The 15253-nt window shown below is 70.5% G+C and carries 15 protein-coding genes and 1 riboswitch; of the genes, 10 read left to right on the forward strand and 5 right to left on the reverse strand.

The genetic code is table 11. The features are described 5' to 3' along the window. The first annotated feature begins 3 nt into the window (after positions 1–3). A complete protein-coding gene (locus tag C5B99_RS13020; RefSeq protein WP_258063302.1) occupies positions 4–798 on the forward strand; it encodes an alpha/beta hydrolase in 795 nt (264 codons plus the stop codon). On the opposite strand, the gene C5B99_RS13025 is transcribed toward C5B99_RS13020, so the two are convergent. Continuing rightward, positions 795–1373 carry a TetR/AcrR family transcriptional regulator gene (locus tag C5B99_RS13025; RefSeq protein ID WP_104242726.1) on the reverse strand — a complete coding sequence of 193 codons (579 nt, stop codon included), beginning with the start codon at positions 1371–1373 and terminating at the stop codon, positions 795–797. The genes C5B99_RS13020 and C5B99_RS13025 overlap by 4 nt on opposite strands. 110 nt (positions 1374–1483) lie before the next feature. Between C5B99_RS13025 and C5B99_RS13030 the strand changes: the two genes are divergently transcribed. Then, the gene (locus C5B99_RS13030) at positions 1484–2530 is read left to right on the forward strand and encodes an NADP-dependent oxidoreductase (RefSeq protein ID WP_104242728.1); all 1047 of its coding nucleotides are present in this window, start codon (positions 1484–1486) and stop codon (positions 2528–2530) included. Here C5B99_RS13030 and C5B99_RS19700 read toward each other — a convergent pair. Next, a complete protein-coding gene (locus C5B99_RS19700) occupies positions 2493–2786 on the reverse strand; it encodes a hypothetical protein (protein ID WP_228496627.1) in 294 nt (97 codons plus the stop codon). The two genes, C5B99_RS13030 and C5B99_RS19700, sit on opposite strands and share 38 nt — an antisense overlap. Before the next feature lie 135 nt (positions 2787–2921). On the opposite strand from C5B99_RS19700, the gene C5B99_RS13035 reads away from it, so the two are divergent. Both C5B99_RS13035 and C5B99_RS13040 read left to right on the forward strand, forming a co-directional pair. Further along, positions 2922–4334 carry a M20 family metallopeptidase gene (locus C5B99_RS13035; RefSeq protein ID WP_258063307.1) on the forward strand — a complete coding sequence of 471 codons (1413 nt, stop codon included), beginning with the start codon at positions 2922–2924 and terminating at the stop codon, positions 4332–4334. Beyond that, complete coding sequence (locus tag C5B99_RS13040) at positions 4331–5335, forward strand: RimK family alpha-L-glutamate ligase (RefSeq protein WP_104242732.1); 1005 nt, start codon at positions 4331–4333, stop codon at positions 5333–5335. Before C5B99_RS13035 ends, C5B99_RS13040 begins: the two co-directional genes overlap by 4 nt. A 95-nt stretch (positions 5336–5430) precedes the next feature. Here C5B99_RS13040 and C5B99_RS13045 read toward each other — a convergent pair whose 3' ends face one another. Together C5B99_RS13045 and C5B99_RS13050 are read right to left on the reverse strand one after the other, a co-directional pair. Next, entirely contained in the window at positions 5431–6798 is a 1368-nt protein-coding gene (locus C5B99_RS13045) for an NtaA/DmoA family FMN-dependent monooxygenase (RefSeq protein ID WP_308471592.1), read from the reverse strand. 24 nt (positions 6799–6822) lie between these two features. Further along, entirely contained in the window at positions 6823–8016 is a 1194-nt protein-coding gene (locus C5B99_RS13050; protein WP_104242736.1) for an LLM class flavin-dependent oxidoreductase, read from the reverse strand. 121 nt (positions 8017–8137) lie between these two features. On the opposite strand from C5B99_RS13050, the gene C5B99_RS13055 reads away from it, so the two are divergent. The 6 genes from C5B99_RS13055 (at position 8138) to C5B99_RS13080 (ending at position 13739) form a co-directional block, all read left to right on the forward strand. Continuing rightward, positions 8138–8479 carry a VOC family protein gene (locus C5B99_RS13055; protein WP_104242817.1) on the forward strand — a complete coding sequence of 114 codons (342 nt, stop codon included), beginning with the start codon at positions 8138–8140 and terminating at the stop codon, positions 8477–8479. A gap of 25 nt (positions 8480–8504) precedes the next feature. Further along, positions 8505–8614, forward strand: a riboswitch (TPP riboswitch). A gap of 25 nt (positions 8615–8639) precedes the next feature. Continuing rightward, positions 8640–9314, forward strand: coding sequence for a YkoF family thiamine/hydroxymethylpyrimidine-binding protein (locus C5B99_RS13060; protein WP_104242738.1), 675 nt, complete (start codon positions 8640–8642; stop codon positions 9312–9314). Next, complete coding sequence (locus tag C5B99_RS13065; RefSeq protein WP_104242740.1) at positions 9311–9901, forward strand: ECF transporter S component; 591 nt, start codon at positions 9311–9313, stop codon at positions 9899–9901. The genes C5B99_RS13060 and C5B99_RS13065 overlap by 4 nt, the downstream gene beginning before the upstream one ends. Continuing rightward, on the forward strand, positions 9891–11600 hold the full coding sequence (locus tag C5B99_RS13070; protein ID WP_181065015.1) for an ABC transporter ATP-binding protein: 1710 nt from the start codon (positions 9891–9893) through the stop codon (positions 11598–11600). Before C5B99_RS13065 ends, C5B99_RS13070 begins: the two co-directional genes overlap by 11 nt. Beyond that, positions 11597–12361 (forward strand): energy-coupling factor transporter transmembrane protein EcfT, encoded by a 765-nt coding sequence (locus C5B99_RS13075; protein ID WP_104242744.1) that lies wholly within the window; start codon positions 11597–11599, stop codon positions 12359–12361. Before C5B99_RS13070 ends, C5B99_RS13075 begins: the two co-directional genes overlap by 4 nt. Then, positions 12354–13739, forward strand: coding sequence for an NtaA/DmoA family FMN-dependent monooxygenase (locus C5B99_RS13080; protein WP_258063315.1), 1386 nt, complete (start codon positions 12354–12356; stop codon positions 13737–13739). Before C5B99_RS13075 ends, C5B99_RS13080 begins: the two co-directional genes overlap by 8 nt. On the opposite strand, the gene C5B99_RS13085 is transcribed toward C5B99_RS13080, so the two are convergent. Beyond that, the gene (locus tag C5B99_RS13085; protein WP_104242819.1) at positions 13730–15247 is read right to left on the reverse strand and encodes an aldehyde dehydrogenase family protein; all 1518 of its coding nucleotides are present in this window, start codon (positions 15245–15247) and stop codon (positions 13730–13732) included. The two genes, C5B99_RS13080 and C5B99_RS13085, sit on opposite strands and share 10 nt — an antisense overlap. Between the last annotated feature and the right edge of the window lie 6 nt (positions 15248–15253).

Genomic DNA, 15253 nt, shown 5'->3' on the forward strand with positions numbered 1-15253 from the left:
CGGGTGCCAGCAACTCCCCCGAACCAGCAGCCACCGCGACGCAGACGCAGCCGGCTGCGACGCGCGCTGATCTGGACCTTCTCGATCATCGCCGCGGTCTTCGTCGTCGCCATCGCAGCATTCCTGATCTGGGCGAACGTCGGGGTCATGGCAGCCGAACCGGAACCCCTCGCATCGGTCACGAACAACCCAGCTATCTCGGTCACCGAGGTCGACGGCTCCCTCGTGCTGAGCCCGAGCGAGGAGCCAAGCGACACCGGACTCGTGTTCATCCCCGGAGCCAAGGTCGAGCCGTCGGCCTACGCCGCGAAGCTCTCGAGCCTGGTCACCGACGACAACATGACCGTCGTCATCCCGCAGCCGCTCCTCAACCTCGCGTTCTTCGACACCCGCACGCTCGACGACTACACGACCGCCGCCCCCGAGGTCACCACCTGGTCCGTCGGTGGGCACTCCCTCGGCGGAGTCCGCGCCTGCCAGCTCGCCGAGTCGCCGGACGTCGCCGGCCTGCTGCTGTTCGGCAGCTACTGCGCCAACGACCTCGCCGACGACGAATCGCTCGACGTGCTCAGCATCACAGGAAGCGCCGATGGGCTCAGCACCCCGCAGAAGGCAGCGGACGCACGCGGCCTGCTCCCCGCCGACGCCGAGACCCTGGAGATCGAGGGCGCGAACCACGCGATGTTCGGCAACTACGGCCCGCAGTCCGGCGACGGAACCGCGACGATCCCCGACGAGGACGGGCGCCAACAGATCGCCGCGGCGACCTCAGCCTGGGCGGCAGAGCTCCAGCCCTAGGCGGAAGGCACGGCGTCAGGCGAAGCGAGCATCCGCCGCACGGTCGGCTGCACGTCGACGGACGCGTCGGGGAGGTCCTCCTCTAGCAGGGAGAGCCGGTGCAGGACGACCCCGTCGATGAACGCGAACAGCGCAGACGCACGGGCCTCGGCATCGTCGACGCCGAGACCTGCGATGGCACCCGCCGCCCAGCCCCGCAGGCGATCGCGGCCCACCCGGATCGCCTCGGCGACCACCGCGTTGTGGGTTCCCTCGAGGACCAGGGCGTACCTGGCGAGCGTCTGCGTGCGGCCGACGCCCGTCATGTCGTCCACCCCAGCGCAGATCGCCGCGCAGAATCGCTCCACGCTCGGCTCGCCCCACTCGTAGCTCAGCAGCCACTCGGCGTAGTCGCTGCGCTCCAAGCGACCGATGACGCCCTCGATGAGCGCCTGACGTGTCCTGAAGTGATTCGACGTCGACCCCCTCGGGAGCACCGCCTCGGCGTCGACCCGCGCGTGCGTGAGCGCACGCATCCCGCCAGATGCGAGGAGCTCGAGGGCGGCGGTCAGCGAACGATCACGCGTGGAGGGCACCCCCGAACTCTAGACGCAGAGATCTCGACACAGAAACTACGGGCGTAGTGCATCCACTACGAATGTAGTCATCGACCGGTCTGGTCAGAATGCTGTGATTGTCTGACGTGATGACCTCAACCGCCATCAGCACGCAGATCCAGCTCGCCTCCCGCCCGAAGGGGTGGCCCAAGGAAACGGACTTCCGCACGGTCACGGTCGAGTACGCCGAGCTGCAGCCAGGTCAGGTGCGCGTCGAGAACCTCTTCCTCTCGGTCGATCCGTACATGCGCGGCCGCATGACCGACGCGCCGAGCTACGTCGCCCCCTACGCCCTGGGCGAGACGCTCACCGGCGGCGCGGTCGGCGTCGTGGTCGAGTCGGCCAGTGACGAGGTCCCGGTCGGGGCGCACGTGCTCCACGCATTCGGGTGGCGCGACATCGCCCAGGAGGACGCGGCGTCGTTCCGCGTCGTCGACGAGATTCCCGGCGTCCCGCTGTCGCTCTACCTCTCGATGCTCGGCATGACCGGCCTCACCGCCTACGTCGGCCTCACCGCGATCGCGGGCCTCAAGGAGGGCGAGACGGTCTTCGTATCGGGTGCGGCGGGTGCCGTCGGCACCGCGGTCGGACAGATCGCCCGCAAGCTCGGCGCCGGCCGCATCATCGGCTCAGCGGGCTCCGACGAGAAGGTGGCCCTCCTCACGGAGAAGTACGGCTTCGACGCCGCCTTCAACTACAAGGAACGGCCCGTGCGGGAGCAGCTCGCGGAGGCGGCGCCAGACGGTATCGACGTGTACTTCGACAACGTGGGAGGCGACCACCTCGAGGCGGCCCTCGACGTCTTCAACCGGGGCGGCCGAGCGGCGCTGTGCGGTGCCATCTCGAGCTACAACGAGCGCGAGAAGCCAGCGGGTCCGGACAACATGGCCAACCTCATCAAGCAAGCCCTGCGGTTGGAGGGCTTCACTGTCGGAGGCTACGGCCACCTCGCCGGGGAGTTCCAGCCGCGGATGGTCGAGTGGCTGCGGGCGGGCGAGATCGCCTACGACGAGACGGTCGTCGTCGGCCTGGACAGCACCGTGCAGGCGTTCCTCGACATGATGCGCGGCGCCAACACGGGCAAGATGATCGTGGATCTCAGCGGCGAAGCGCGCGCTCGTGCCGTGTATGCATGACGAGCCCCGGCACGAACAGAACGAGAATGACGGGAAGCATCGCGAAGAGCCCGATGACGTGCCACAGCTGACCGGCGGCGACGACGGCCAGGAGGGCCCCGCCCATGCGCAGCCAGCTCGCGAGCTTCGGCGTCCCCGGCGGGTCCTTGAAGATAGGCAGCCTGCGCCCGGCACCCGCCCGTCCGACAAGGAAGTGCGCCCAGGTCGTGAGCGCGAGGCTGAGCCCGAGCAGCACGGCACCGAGGATGAACATCACGCTGCCACTGTAATCCAGCTTCACGTTACGGCCCACGACGGCGACCCCGACACGGCCCACCACGCTCCCGGAGAATCGAGGCACGATGGATGCGGACGGCCCACCCGGGGCTGCCGGCGGCAAGGAGCACACCACGTGAGCGAAGCAGCAGACCCGACCAGCGCACCCCGAGCAACAGGGGCGACCCGCGGAATCCGGGTGGGCGCATCTCCCACGACTCCCAGCAGCACCTACCTCGATCTCGTGGCCGCAGAGACCGCCCTCGCCGCGGCCGCCGCGCCGCCCATCACCTCACCGCACGACGGAGCCTCCATCGAGGACACGTCAGCCATCCGCGCGGCCGCTGATTCCCTGCAGCCTGAGCTGGTCGAGCTCTCCCACCGCATCTTCGAATACGCCGAGGAGGGCTTCGAGGAGACGCAGAGCGTCGCCGACATCGCCGAACTGCTCGCAGAGCACGGCATCACGGCACAGCTGGGAGCCTTCGGGCTCGACACGGCGCTCGTCGCGGAGCTCGTCGTCGGCGAAGCGAAACCAGATTCGACGGAGGCGCCGACGGTCGCGATCCTCGCCGAGTACGACGCCCTGCCCGGCGTCGGGCACGGCTGCGGGCACAACATCATCGCCGCCTCCGCTGTCGGCGCCTTCCTCTCGCTCGTCGAGGCGAGCCGCCGCCACGAACTCCCCGCGGGCCGGATCGTGCTCTACGGCACGCCCGCGGAAGAGGGCGGCAACGGGAAGGAGATCATGGCGAGGGCCGGCGCATTCGACGACGTCGACGCCGCCATCATGATCCACCCGTTCGGCTACGACGTCACCGACCAGCCATTCATCGGGCGACGCATCCTGCGTGTGCGCTACTACGGCGTCCCGGCACACGCCTCAGCCTCGCCGTTCCAGGGCCGGAACGCGCTCGACGCCGCCAACCTCAACTACCAGGCCACGGGCCTCATCCGGCAGCACCTCTACCCCGGCGACCGCATCCACGGCGTCATCCTCGACGGCGGGCAGCGCCCCAACGTCGTGCCGGAGTTCGCGGAGCTCGAGTACTACGTCCGCTCGAACGCGGCGGAGACCTTGAAGGAGCTGAGCCTGCGCCTCGAGGACATCGCCAACGGCATCGCCCTCGCGACCGGCACGGGCGTCGAGGTCGAGTGGGACCCGCAGCCGTTCACGATGCCGCTGCGCTACAACACGCCCCTCTCCGAGCGGTGGGCGGTGCACCAGGAGGCGCGGGGCCGACGCGTCCTCACGAAGGCGTCCGTGCCATCGCACCTCGCCGCCTCCACCGATTTCGGCAACGTGAGCGTTCGCGTGCCGGGCATCCACCCCGTCATCGCCATCAGCCCACCGGATGTGAGCCTGCACACACGTGAGTTCGCTCAGTACGCGACCAGCGACGCGGCGAGCACGGCCATCGCCGATGCGAGCACCGGCCTCGCACTCGTGGCCGCCGATTTCCTCGCCGACTCCAACCTCCGTGCCGCCGCACGCGCCGACTTCGACGCGGCCGGCGGCGCACTCGATGTCGAAGGGTTCTTCTCATGAGCGCATCCCCCTCCCCCCAGCCCGCAGCTGCTGGCCCTGTCGTCTACGCCCTGCACGAGAACCCCGAATGGTGGCCGCCGTTCCAGGCCGCCTTCGACGCGGCCGGTGTCCCGGTCGTCGAGTGGCGGCTCGTCGAGGGCGTGCTCGACATCGACGCGCTCCCGCCAGAGGGCATCTTCTGGTCCCGCATCAGCGCCTCGTCGCACACCCGAGACCACGCACTCTCGAAGGACTACGCACGCTCGGTGCTCAACTGGGTGGAGGCTGCCGGCCGGCGCACCGTCAACGGCCGGCGGGCCATCGAGCTCGAGGTCAGCAAGGTCGACCAGCTGACGCTGCTGCGCCGCGCCGGCATCGACACACCCCGCACGGTCGCCGTCATCGGCAAGCAGGGACTGCGGGACGCGGCGAGGGAGTTCCCGACACCCTTCATCACGAAGCACAACCAGGGCGGCAAGGGCCTCGGCGTGCGCCGCTTCGACGCGTTCGCCGACTTCGAGAGCTACCTCGACTCCCCCGAGTTCGAGGAGCCGCTCGACGGCATCACCCTCCTGCAGGAGTACCTGCGACCGGCAGGCGGGTTCATCACCCGCGTCGAGATCGTCGGCGGCGAACACATCTACTCGATCGCGGCAGACACCATCCACGGCGGGTTCCAGCTCTGCCCGGCGGATGCCTGCGCGATCGACCCAGACACTGGGCGCCCGGTCGTGCCCCCAGGTGCTGAGCTCGCGCCAGAGCCAGGCACCTCGATCTTCTCGCTCCGACAGGGCGGGCACGACGAGATCGTCGAGCGCCTCATCGCGTTCACGAAGGAGATCGGCCTCGAGATCGCCGGCATCGAGTTCATCGAGACCGAGGACGGCCGTCAGGTGGTGTACGACATCAACACGAACACCAACTACAACGCCGACGTCGAGCGCGTCGCCGAAGGATCCGGGCCGGGCGCCATCGCCGCCCTCCTCGGGCGCATCCTCCGCGAGACCTACCCGAACTCGTAGTCGAACGCAGCGTCGCGCACGCAGCCGGACAGCGAAGAGGTGGGCGTCGGAGCTCAACTCCGACGCCCACCTCTTCTCCTCGGGCGGGTTCCGGGTCAGTGCGCGAAGGCCGAAGGTGCGCGCGTTCCTCGCTCGGGCACGGGGATGCCGAGGTTCTCCCGCAGCGTCGTCCCCGTGTACTCCTCGCGAAGCGAGCCGCGCTCCTGGAGGATCGGCACGACGTGGTCCACGAACTCGTCGATGCCGCCCGGCGTGAGATGCGAGCCGATGACCAGCCCGTCCGAGCCCTCGTTCTGCACGAAGTCGTCGATCTCCTCGGCGACCTGGGACGCCGTTCCGACGTACCGCACACCGCCGAGCTCGTGGCGCGCGAACTCGCGGATGCTCCAGCCGTTCTCCGCCGCCTTCTCGCGCCACCTGCGCACGGTCGCGAGGCGGTCGCCATAGGTGAAGGCGCGGCCCTCGATGATCGGCGCGCTCTCCCCATCCGGGTCGAAGTCGGGCAGCGGACCATCGAAGTCGATCTCCGAGAAGTCCCGGTTCCAGACCTGCTCGAGGCGCACCTGGATGGTGCGCGGGCTCAGCTGCTGCTCCGTCACCCAGCGCGCCTTCTCCTGCGCCTCCTCGAGGGTGTCGCCGAGCACGAAGCTCGACTGCGGGAGGATCTTGAGGTCGTCCCGGTTGCGGCCGAAGCCCTCGACCCGACCCTTGATGTCGGCGTAGAAGTCTCGTGCCTCCTCGAGGCGCGAGTACGGGGAGAAGATGACGTCGGCGTTGGCGGCCGCGAAGTCGCGACCCTGCGGCGAGATGCCTGCCTGCACGATGATCGGCCTGCCCTGCGGACTGCGGGGAACCGTGAAGCGACCGCTGATATCGAACTGACTCGTCGAGACGTCGAAGCGTCCCTCGTCGGCGGAGTCCAGGAACTGGCCAGACTCCTTGTCGGCGACGATCGCATCCGCCGACCAGGAATCCCACAGCTCCCTGACCGTGTTGACCGTCTGCTCTGCCCGCTCGTAGCGTTCGGCGTGCGGAAGGAAGCCGCCGCGTCGGAAGTTGGCACCGGTGAACGCGTCGAACGACGTGACCACGTTCCAGCCCGCCCGCCCGCCGGACAGATGATCGAGGCTGGCGAACTGGCGCGCGAGCTCGAACGGCTCGTTGAAGGTGGCGTTGATCGTGCCCACGAGCCCGATGTGCTCGGTGACCGCGGCGATGGCGGCAAGCACGGGAATGGTATCGGGGCGACCCGCGATGTCGTGGTCGAAGATCTCGCCGCGCCGCGAGCGCAGCGCGAGCCCCTCGGCGAGGAAGAAGTAGTCGAACTTCCCCGCCTCGGCCTTCTGGGCGGCGTGCTTGAACGTCGAGAACTCGATCTGGCTCCCGGCATCCGGGTGCTCCCAGAGGGTGTGCTCGTTGACTCCGCCGACGTAGGCGGCGAGGATGATCTGCTTCTTGGTCACGATGATCTCCTGATCGAGTCGGGCCTAGACGGCGGCGTAGCGGTTCGGGACGGTGGTCGGCAGGCCGAGGAGGCCCCGCAGGGAACGCGCTTCGTAGCGCTCCCGGAAGAGCCCCTTCTGCTGGAGGAGGGGAACGACGTCGGCGACGATGCGGGGAAGATCGTCCGTCACGACCCCGGGGTGCAGGCGGAAGCCGTCGTAGCCGAGCGCCGAGAGCGTCTCGAAGTGCTCGACGAGCTCGGAGGCCGAACCGGCGAACACCGCGGGCGGCTGCTCCAGCGTGCGGCCCTTCGCGTCGAGGCGAGCGAGACGAGCAGCCCCGGTCTCCTCGGGCCCGTCGAGGAATACCGCCACGTCGACGTAGACGGAGAGCGGCTCGCCGGCACGGCCCACGTTCTGCTCGGCGGCCCGCACCTCCGACAGGATGCTCACGGCCGAGGCGACATCCGACGGGGTGACGAAGAGCAGATCGGAGCTCGCGGCGGCGAACTCGTACGGCACCTGGGCGTGCCCGAGGGAGGCGACCACGGGCTGCCCCTGCGGCGGCCGCGGCGTGATCGACGGGCCGCGCACGCTGAACCATCTGCCCTCGAACTCGACGCGGTGCACCTTCGCGGCGTCGAGGAAGCGGTCCGTGGAGGCGTCGCGGATCTCCGCGTCGTCCTCCCAGCTGTCCCAGAGCCTGCGCACGACCTCCACGAAGTCGTTGGCCTCGGCGAAGAGGTCGCCGATGTCCGCGGTCGAAGCACGCTCGAGGGTCTCCAGGAACTCCGCCGGGTCGCGGCGCCCGAAGTGCGTGTGGTCCGACCCGATCGAGAGTCGAGCCTGCCAGCCGGCGCGGCCCTCGCTCGTGTAGTCGAGCGTCGCGACAGCCTTGGAGACGTGGAAGGGCTCGGTGTGCGTGGTCGTGACCGTCGGGATGAGACCGATGCTGTGGGTCACGGGGGCTACCCGCGAGGCGATGAGCAGCGCATCCAGTCGTCCCCGGACCTCGTCGGTGCGATCGTCGTCGTGCAGCCGCTCGGACGACTGCAGCGCCAGCGAGTCCTCGATGGTCGCGAAGTCGAGGAGCCCCTGCTCGGCGAGCTGGACGAGCCCCACCCAGTAGTCGGGCGTGAAGAGCTCGTCCGGACGGGCGCTCGGCTCCCGCCAGGCGGCCGGGTGGATGCCGGCGCCATCGAGTGCGACGCCGAGGTGGATTCGGTGTGGGTTCGTCATGATCTGACGCTAGGTGGCGCCACGCGGCGAGGCCACGGCACCTGACGCGCCCCGTTACGCGTCGCAACGTGGCGACATGTTCGTGGAGGCTCCTCGCACCGACGTCGAGCATCATCGGGGCATGGCTATCAAGGGCGTACTTGCGCAGATCACCGTGTCCGACCTGGCTCAGGCTACGGAATATTACGGCAGGCTCTTCGGGCGCGGCCCCGACGAGAATCCGATGCCGGGCCTTCTGGAGTGGCACTTCACAAGCGAGGCCGGCCTGCAGCTCTGGGCCGACTCGAGCCGCTCGGGCAGATCCACGGTGGTGTTCACCGAGGACGACCTCGCCGGTGTCGCCGAACGGCTCGACGCGGCCAGGATCGAGCACGGTGGAATCGAAGACGCCACTCACTTCCAGATCCTCCAGGTGCTCGACCCGGAAGGCAATCACGTGGTCTTCACGAGCGCGGGAAGCTAGGCGCGGACGGCGCCGGGGCTACAGTGTGGCCGTGCACGGGAGCCCGATGAGTCGGGCTGAGAGGGAGTACTCGAACTCCGACCGTTGAACCTGATCTGGGTAATGCCAGCGAAGGGAGTCAACTCACCCGTGCCGTCACGCTCCGACGGAAGGCACGCACATGGAAACCATCACCCAAGACCCGCTCGCATTCGGGGTGGGCGCACGAGTCACCGTCTCGGTCATGTCCGACCGCTACGTCGACGTGATCCTCGCCGCACTCGACGCCGCCGACTCTTCCGGCCTCGTGCTCGAGACGGGCGACGTGAGCACCTACGCGGGCGGCGACGAGCAGTCACTGCTGCGCTGGCTCACCGACCTCTCGCAGCACATCGCGGCGACGGGACTGCACGCCTCCATCCAGGTGCTGCTGTCTCGCGGCTGCCCCGGCGAGGCCGTCTGCGATCTGCCGGGAGGCGCCGGCCCCAGGCGAGTGGACGCGCCCCGCGGACGGAGGTCTGGGAGCTTCGCGAGCGCGGAGTGGGCGCTCTACCCCCTCGAGGATGCGGGCTCGGCAGAGCGGACGCCCGACCACATGCGCGAGATCTACGCGGCCATCGAGACGGCGAAGGCGAGCGGCACGTTCGTGGCCTCCGAGCATTTCGTGACGAAGCTCAGCGGCGACCTCGGGCGCGTGCTCGAGACGGTCGCGGTCGCTTGGGCGGGGGTCGGAGCGCACGTGCAGCATGTGACGAGCCACCTCACGATCTCGCTGAACAGCCCCAGCCACGCAAGCAGCCAGGCAGACACAGCAGTTGACTCGGCAATCGACTCGGGAGCCGAGGCTCGCGCATGAGCCTCAAGCTGCGGGACATCGTGCTCATGGTCGTGCTCGGCACGGTCTTCGGCTTCCTGTACTGGGCGCTCGTGCAGGCGTGGACTGCGCTCTCCATCGCGATGGGGCCGGCTGGCGACCTCGCCCAGCACTTCCTCTTTGGCGGCTGGCTGCTCGTCGCGCCCATCGCGATCGCCATCATCCGCCGGCCTTTCGTCGGCGTCATCGCGGAGGTGCTCGCCTCCGTCATCGAGGTCGTGTTCCTCGGCTCGGCCGTCGGCCCCCTGCTCTTCGTCGCCGCCGCCATCCAGGGCATCGGCAGTGAGCTGCCGTTCGCGCTCGGCCGGTACCGGAAGTACGGCTGGCTGCGGTATGCGATCTCCGGCGCGCTCGGCGCCGGCCTCGTGTTCTTCTACTCGGCGTTCCGCTCAGGCTGGTACGGCCAGGAGATCCTGTTCCTGCGCTTCGGCATCCAGCTCGCCTCCGGCATCATCCTCGGCGGCCTCCTCGCGAAGCTCATCGTCGATTCGCTCGTGCGCACCGGCGTGCTCGACAACTTCGCGATCGTGCAGGACTCGAAGCCGCTCGCCGTGCGCCGTGCGGCCTGACAGCTCGAGCGCCGATATCGAGGCGGTCGACATCGAGGCGGTCGGCTTCGAGGCGATCCACTCCTCTGGAGACGGGCTCGGGCCAGTGGATCTGCGCGTGGCGCCGGGCGAGCACGTGCTCGTCATCGGGCCGTCTGGGGCGGGCAAGTCGACGCTGCTGCAGGCGCTCAGCGGGGTCATCCCCCATACCGTCCCCGCCCAGGTCAGCGGGCGCATCCGCATCTGCGGGGTGGAGACGCAGGAGTCGGACGTGCCGCGCCTCTCCCGGCACCTCTCCGTCGTCGCGCAGAACCCGAGCTCCTCGGTGTGCCTCCCCGACGTCGCCGACGAGATCGCGTTCCCGCTCGAGAACCACGCCTGGGTGCCCGAGGCGATGGGGCCAGCAGTGCGCGCGGCCCTCGACCTCGTCGGCGCGGGGATGCTCGCCGACCGTCGCACGGCGACGCTCTCGGGCGGTGAGACCCAGCGCGTGGCCCTCGCCGCGGCCATCGTCACGGAGCCCCGTGTCCTGGTGCTCGACGAGCCCACCTCGATGCTCGACCCTGCGGGAATCTCGTCGGTGCGCAAGGCGGTCGACGCGGCCTCTGCACGAGCATCCACGATCGTGCTCGTCGAGCACCGGCTGGACGAGTACGCGGGAGCGCGCGGCATCGCGGGACTCCCGGGACGCACGGTCGTGATCGCGCGCGGTGGCGTCATCGCGCACGACGGCCCGACCGCGCGGGTCCTGGTCGAGCACGCGGCGACCCTGCAGGAGGCCGGATGCTGGCTGCCGCTCGACGCGGAACTCGCCGCGCTCACAGGCCTCGAGGGCGGACTCGCGAACGACGAGGTCGCGGACCGGGTCGCCGCGCTCGGGGCGCGCGCCGAGACCCGGACAGCTGCAACGGCGCCCTCGGCACCGAGCCGCGAGGCGGAGGCCCTCAGCGTCGACAGCCTCGACGTCGTCGCTGGCGGGGCGCCGAAGCGCACTCGTGCCAAGAACGCCTCGGAGGCGATCCTCCAAGGCGTGAACTTCCAGCTCAGAGCGGGCGAGGTCGTGGCGCTCCTCGGCCGCAACGGATGCGGGAAGTCGAGCCTGCTGCGAACGCTCGCGGGTCTCGCTCGGCCCCGCTCTGGCCAGGTGCACGGCCCCCGCCCCGGCCTCATCTTCCAGAACCCGGAGCACCAGTTCTCCCAGCCGACCGTGCGGCGCGAGATCGAGCACGGCCTCGGAGCGGATGACGCGGGGCGCATCGCCGAGCTGGTCACCCGCTTCGACCTCTCGGCGCACCTTGACCACAGCCCATTCCGCCTCTCGGGCGGGCAGCAGCGGCGGGTGAGCATCGCCGCCATGCTCGCCCACGACCGGCCGTTCCTCCTCGCCGACGAGCCCAGCTTCGGCCTCGACCGCCGTTCGAGCATCGCCGCGATGCACGCCCTCGATCGCACCGCGCGCAGCGGCTGCGGCGTGCTCTTCTCCAGCCACGAGCTGCGCGCCGTCTGCACGTACGCCGACCGGGTGCTGGTCCTCGCCGAAGGCGGGCTCATCGCCGAGACGACGCCGTTCGAGCTCCTCGAGGACGAGGGCCTCCTCGCCGCAGCGGGCCTCGAGCGATCGCCGCTGCTGAGCTGGCTCCAGGCGCGGCGCTTCCCCGCCGAGCGGGCGCGCGCGATCCTGCGCGAGCTCGACGACGCCGCGACACGGGTCGCGGCATGAGCCCCGCGCTCGAGCGCCGCAACCCCACCGTCAAGCTCGCGGTGCTGTTCGCCTGCTCGCTCGCGACGCTGTTCATCCTGAACCCGCTGACCCTTGGCCTGCTGACCGTGCTCGCGATCATCGCCGTGCTGACGACGACGAGGCTCACCCCGGGAAGACTGCTCGCCGCATCCGTCCCCTTCGTCGCGTTCGGGGTCGGCCTGGTCATGGTCAACGCGCTCAGCCGTCCAGGGAGCGAGATCCTCGAAGGCCTGCCGGTTCGGGTGACCAGCGAGGGCCTCGCCATCGGGTTCGCCCTGGCGCTGCGCACGACGGTCATCGGCATGCTGTCGATCGCGTTCATCGCGAGCACTCCACCCCGTGACCTCATGACGAGCCTCACACAGCACGCCAGGCTCAGCCCCCGCTTCGCGTACGCCCTGCTCGCCGGATTCCGCCTCCTGCAGCTCCTGCCGAGCGAGTGGCAGAGCATCCGCGCCGCGCAGGCCGTCCGGGCGCCGCTCGGACGAGACGGCACGCCGCGCACCGGGATCACCGCGTTCGGCGCTGCCGCGTTCTCGCTGCTCGTCGTCTCGATCCGCTCCGCTGAGCGCATCGCCCAGGCCCTCGAGTCGCGAGGCCTCGGAGCGGGTCCCCGCACCGTCTGGCGCCCGGTCGCGCTCGATGCCCGCGACGCAGCACTCGCCATCGTCGTACTCTGCGCGTTCGCACTCGCGGCCACGCTCGGCATCGCCGCGGGAACGGGGCTGTCGCTTGTCTGAGAACAGCACGCGTCGGCTCACGCTCGTCGGGATGGTCAACCCGCCGACCCAGCGCTACGCTGCCGCTTGGCGCCACCCGGACTCGAACGGCGACTGGCTGCGCGCCAGCTCGTACATCGAGATCGCGCGACTCCTCGAGGGCGGCGGCTTCGACCTCATGTTCCTGCCAGACGCGCTCGCGATCCCGGAAGACGCCCTCGGCGACGTCGCGACGACCCTCGCCAGCGGCGGCAAGGGAGCCGTGACGCTCGACCCCATCACCGTGCTGAGCGCCGTCATCGGGGCGACGCGGAGCATCGGACTCGGGGCGACCGTGTCGACCACGTTCCTGCCGCCGTACGCCATAGCGCGGACGCTCTCGAGCCTCGACCACCTCTCCGCGGGGCGCGTGGCCTGGAACATCGTGACCTCGACGACGGATGCCGAGGCGCGCAACCTCGGCCTCGACCGCATCCCACCGAAGGGGCAGCGCTACGACCGCGCCGACCGCGTCGTGGCGCAGGTGCTCGAGCTCATGGGCACGTGGGATCCGGCTGCGCTGGTGCAGGACGCCCGGAGCGGCGTGTTCGCCGACCCGAGCCTCGTGTCGCGCACTCCGGCGCCGCGCGAACGTGCGGCGGCACCCGGCCCGCTGAGCCTCCCGAGGAGCCCCCAAGGACATCCGGTGCTCATGCAGGCGGGGGCCTCGCCGCGCGGCATGCAGTTCGCCGCGAAGTGGGCGGAGCTGGTCTTCGTCGCGGCCGACGGCATCGACGGCAACCGGGCGGTGCGCACCGAGCTTCGCGAGCGGGCCAGACTCGCGGGGCGTGATCCGGACGAGCTCCGCGTGTGCGCTGCGATCCAGCCGATCGCTGGATCGACGCGTATCGATGCAGTCGGCGTCCGCGACTCGCTCCTCGCGCACATCGACGAAGCCTCGGCCGTGCGCTCGCTTGCGCGGCTCATGCACGCTGACGCCGCGACACTGCGACTCGACGGGGACGCCGAAGGCTTCCTCGCCGCGCACCGGGGCGCGACGGGAAGCGATGGCTTCGAGGACATGCTCGCGGCCGTCTCCGCAAGGGAGGGCCTCACCGTCCGCGACCTCGCCCTGCGCCAGTCGCTCGACCAGCTCACGCCGTCCCCGCTCGGCAGCGGCGCCGACATCGCCGACGAGCTGTGCGAGTGGCAGGATGCCGGGGCGGCTGACGGCTTCGTCGTGACCCCGGCCCTCCTGCCCGGCTCGCTCGAGGACTTCGTCGAGCACGTGGTTCCCGAGCTGCGCAGGCGCGGCCGCCTCAGCGAACCTGCCGCAGCGCCCTCGGCGCCGACGCTGCGTTCGCGCCTGGCCGCCAAGGACGCCCCGAGAGCTCAGTCACCCCCGAGAGCTCACCCCTGAGCGCCCCAGGTGGCCGACTGACCCGCGGCGGCCCGCTGCTGCGGCACACCCCACGGGTTCGCGTCCTGCAGCGGCTCCGGGAGCGCCTCCTGCGGCGCACCCTGGTAGGCGACACCGCGCAGGAAGCGGGAGATGGATGCGGTGCCGACCGACGTGGAGGTGTCGTTCGACGTCGCCGGGTACGGCCCGCCGTGCTGCATGGCGGGCGTGACGGCAACGCCGGTCGGCCAGCCGCCGAAGAGCACTCGCCCCGTCTTCCTCGCGAGCCCCGCGACGAGCGCGGAGAGCGCTGGCGACTGCTCGCCGGCGGCGGCGTGCACCGTGCCCGTGAGGTTGCCGACGTAGAGCTCGTCGAGACTCGGCGCGAGCGACGTCTCGTCCTCGTACTCGACGATGACCGAGAACGGCCCGAAGACCTCGTCGAGCAGGGTCTCGTCGCCCGCCGCGAGCTTGCTCGCCGGCACGGCCACGATCGTCGGCGTCGCCCACACGTTGCCGTCGTCATCGCTGCGCACAGCACCTTCGGCGACGACCCGCACACCGTCCGCGTCGAGCACGGCCGCCCGACGTTCGAGGTACGCGCGGCCGATGCTCGGGTTGAGGAGCCGGTGCTCGGGGGCCTGCTCTGCCGCCTGCGAGACGCGCAGCTGCAGCTCGGCGGCCGCATCCGTCGCGGGAACCCAGAGGAAGCCGGGCTTCGTGCACAGCTGACCTGCCGAACCGGCGACCGAGGCCGCGTAGCCCGCAGCGATCTCCTCGCCGCGCTCCGCGAGCGCAGCACCGGTCACGAAGACGGGGTTGACGCTGCCGAGCTCGCCGTAGAACTGGATGGGGCGGGGGCGGGCCGCGGCCTTGTCGGCGAGCAGGCGGCCCACGCGGATCGAGCCGGTGAAGGTCCCGACGTCGACGCGGTTGTCCTCGAGCACGGTGACCCCGGACTGCTGGCCGATCACGAGCGCGAAGACGCCATCGGGGGCGCCGGACTCGCGAAGGGCTCCCTCGACGACGCGGGCCGTGGCCACGGACAGCTCCGGGTGCCCCGAGTGCCCCTTCACGATGAGCGCGCATCCCGCCGCGAGCGCGGCGGCGGAGTCGCCACCGGCCACGGAGAAGGCGAAGGGGAAATTCGATGCGGAGAAGTTGACGGCGACTCCCACCGGCACGAGCATCCGCCGCACGTCGGGCCGCGGGCCGAGCACGAAGTCCGGGTCGGCCTCGTCGAGGCGGACATCGAGGTACGAGCCGTCGCGGATGACGTCGGCGAAGAGGCGGAGCTGCACGGTCGTGCGCTTCAGCTCGCCCGTGAGCCGCGCCTGCGCGAGCCCCGTCTCCCGCATGCCGATGGGGATGAGCTCCCCCGCCGCTGCGTCGAGCGCGTCGGCGACCGCGATGAGGGCGGTGGCGCGCTGGGTCGGTGGGGTCGCCGCCCAGAGGGGGGCGGCCACGGCGGCTGCCGCGAGGATCTGCTCGAGCTCGACGTCGCTGGTATGCGGGGTGGGTGTGCTCATCGATGA

It is taken from the genome of Pseudoclavibacter sp. Z016 (genome assembly GCF_002931215.1).
In the GTDB taxonomy this organism is placed as follows: domain Bacteria; phylum Actinomycetota; class Actinomycetes; order Actinomycetales; family Microbacteriaceae; genus Pseudoclavibacter.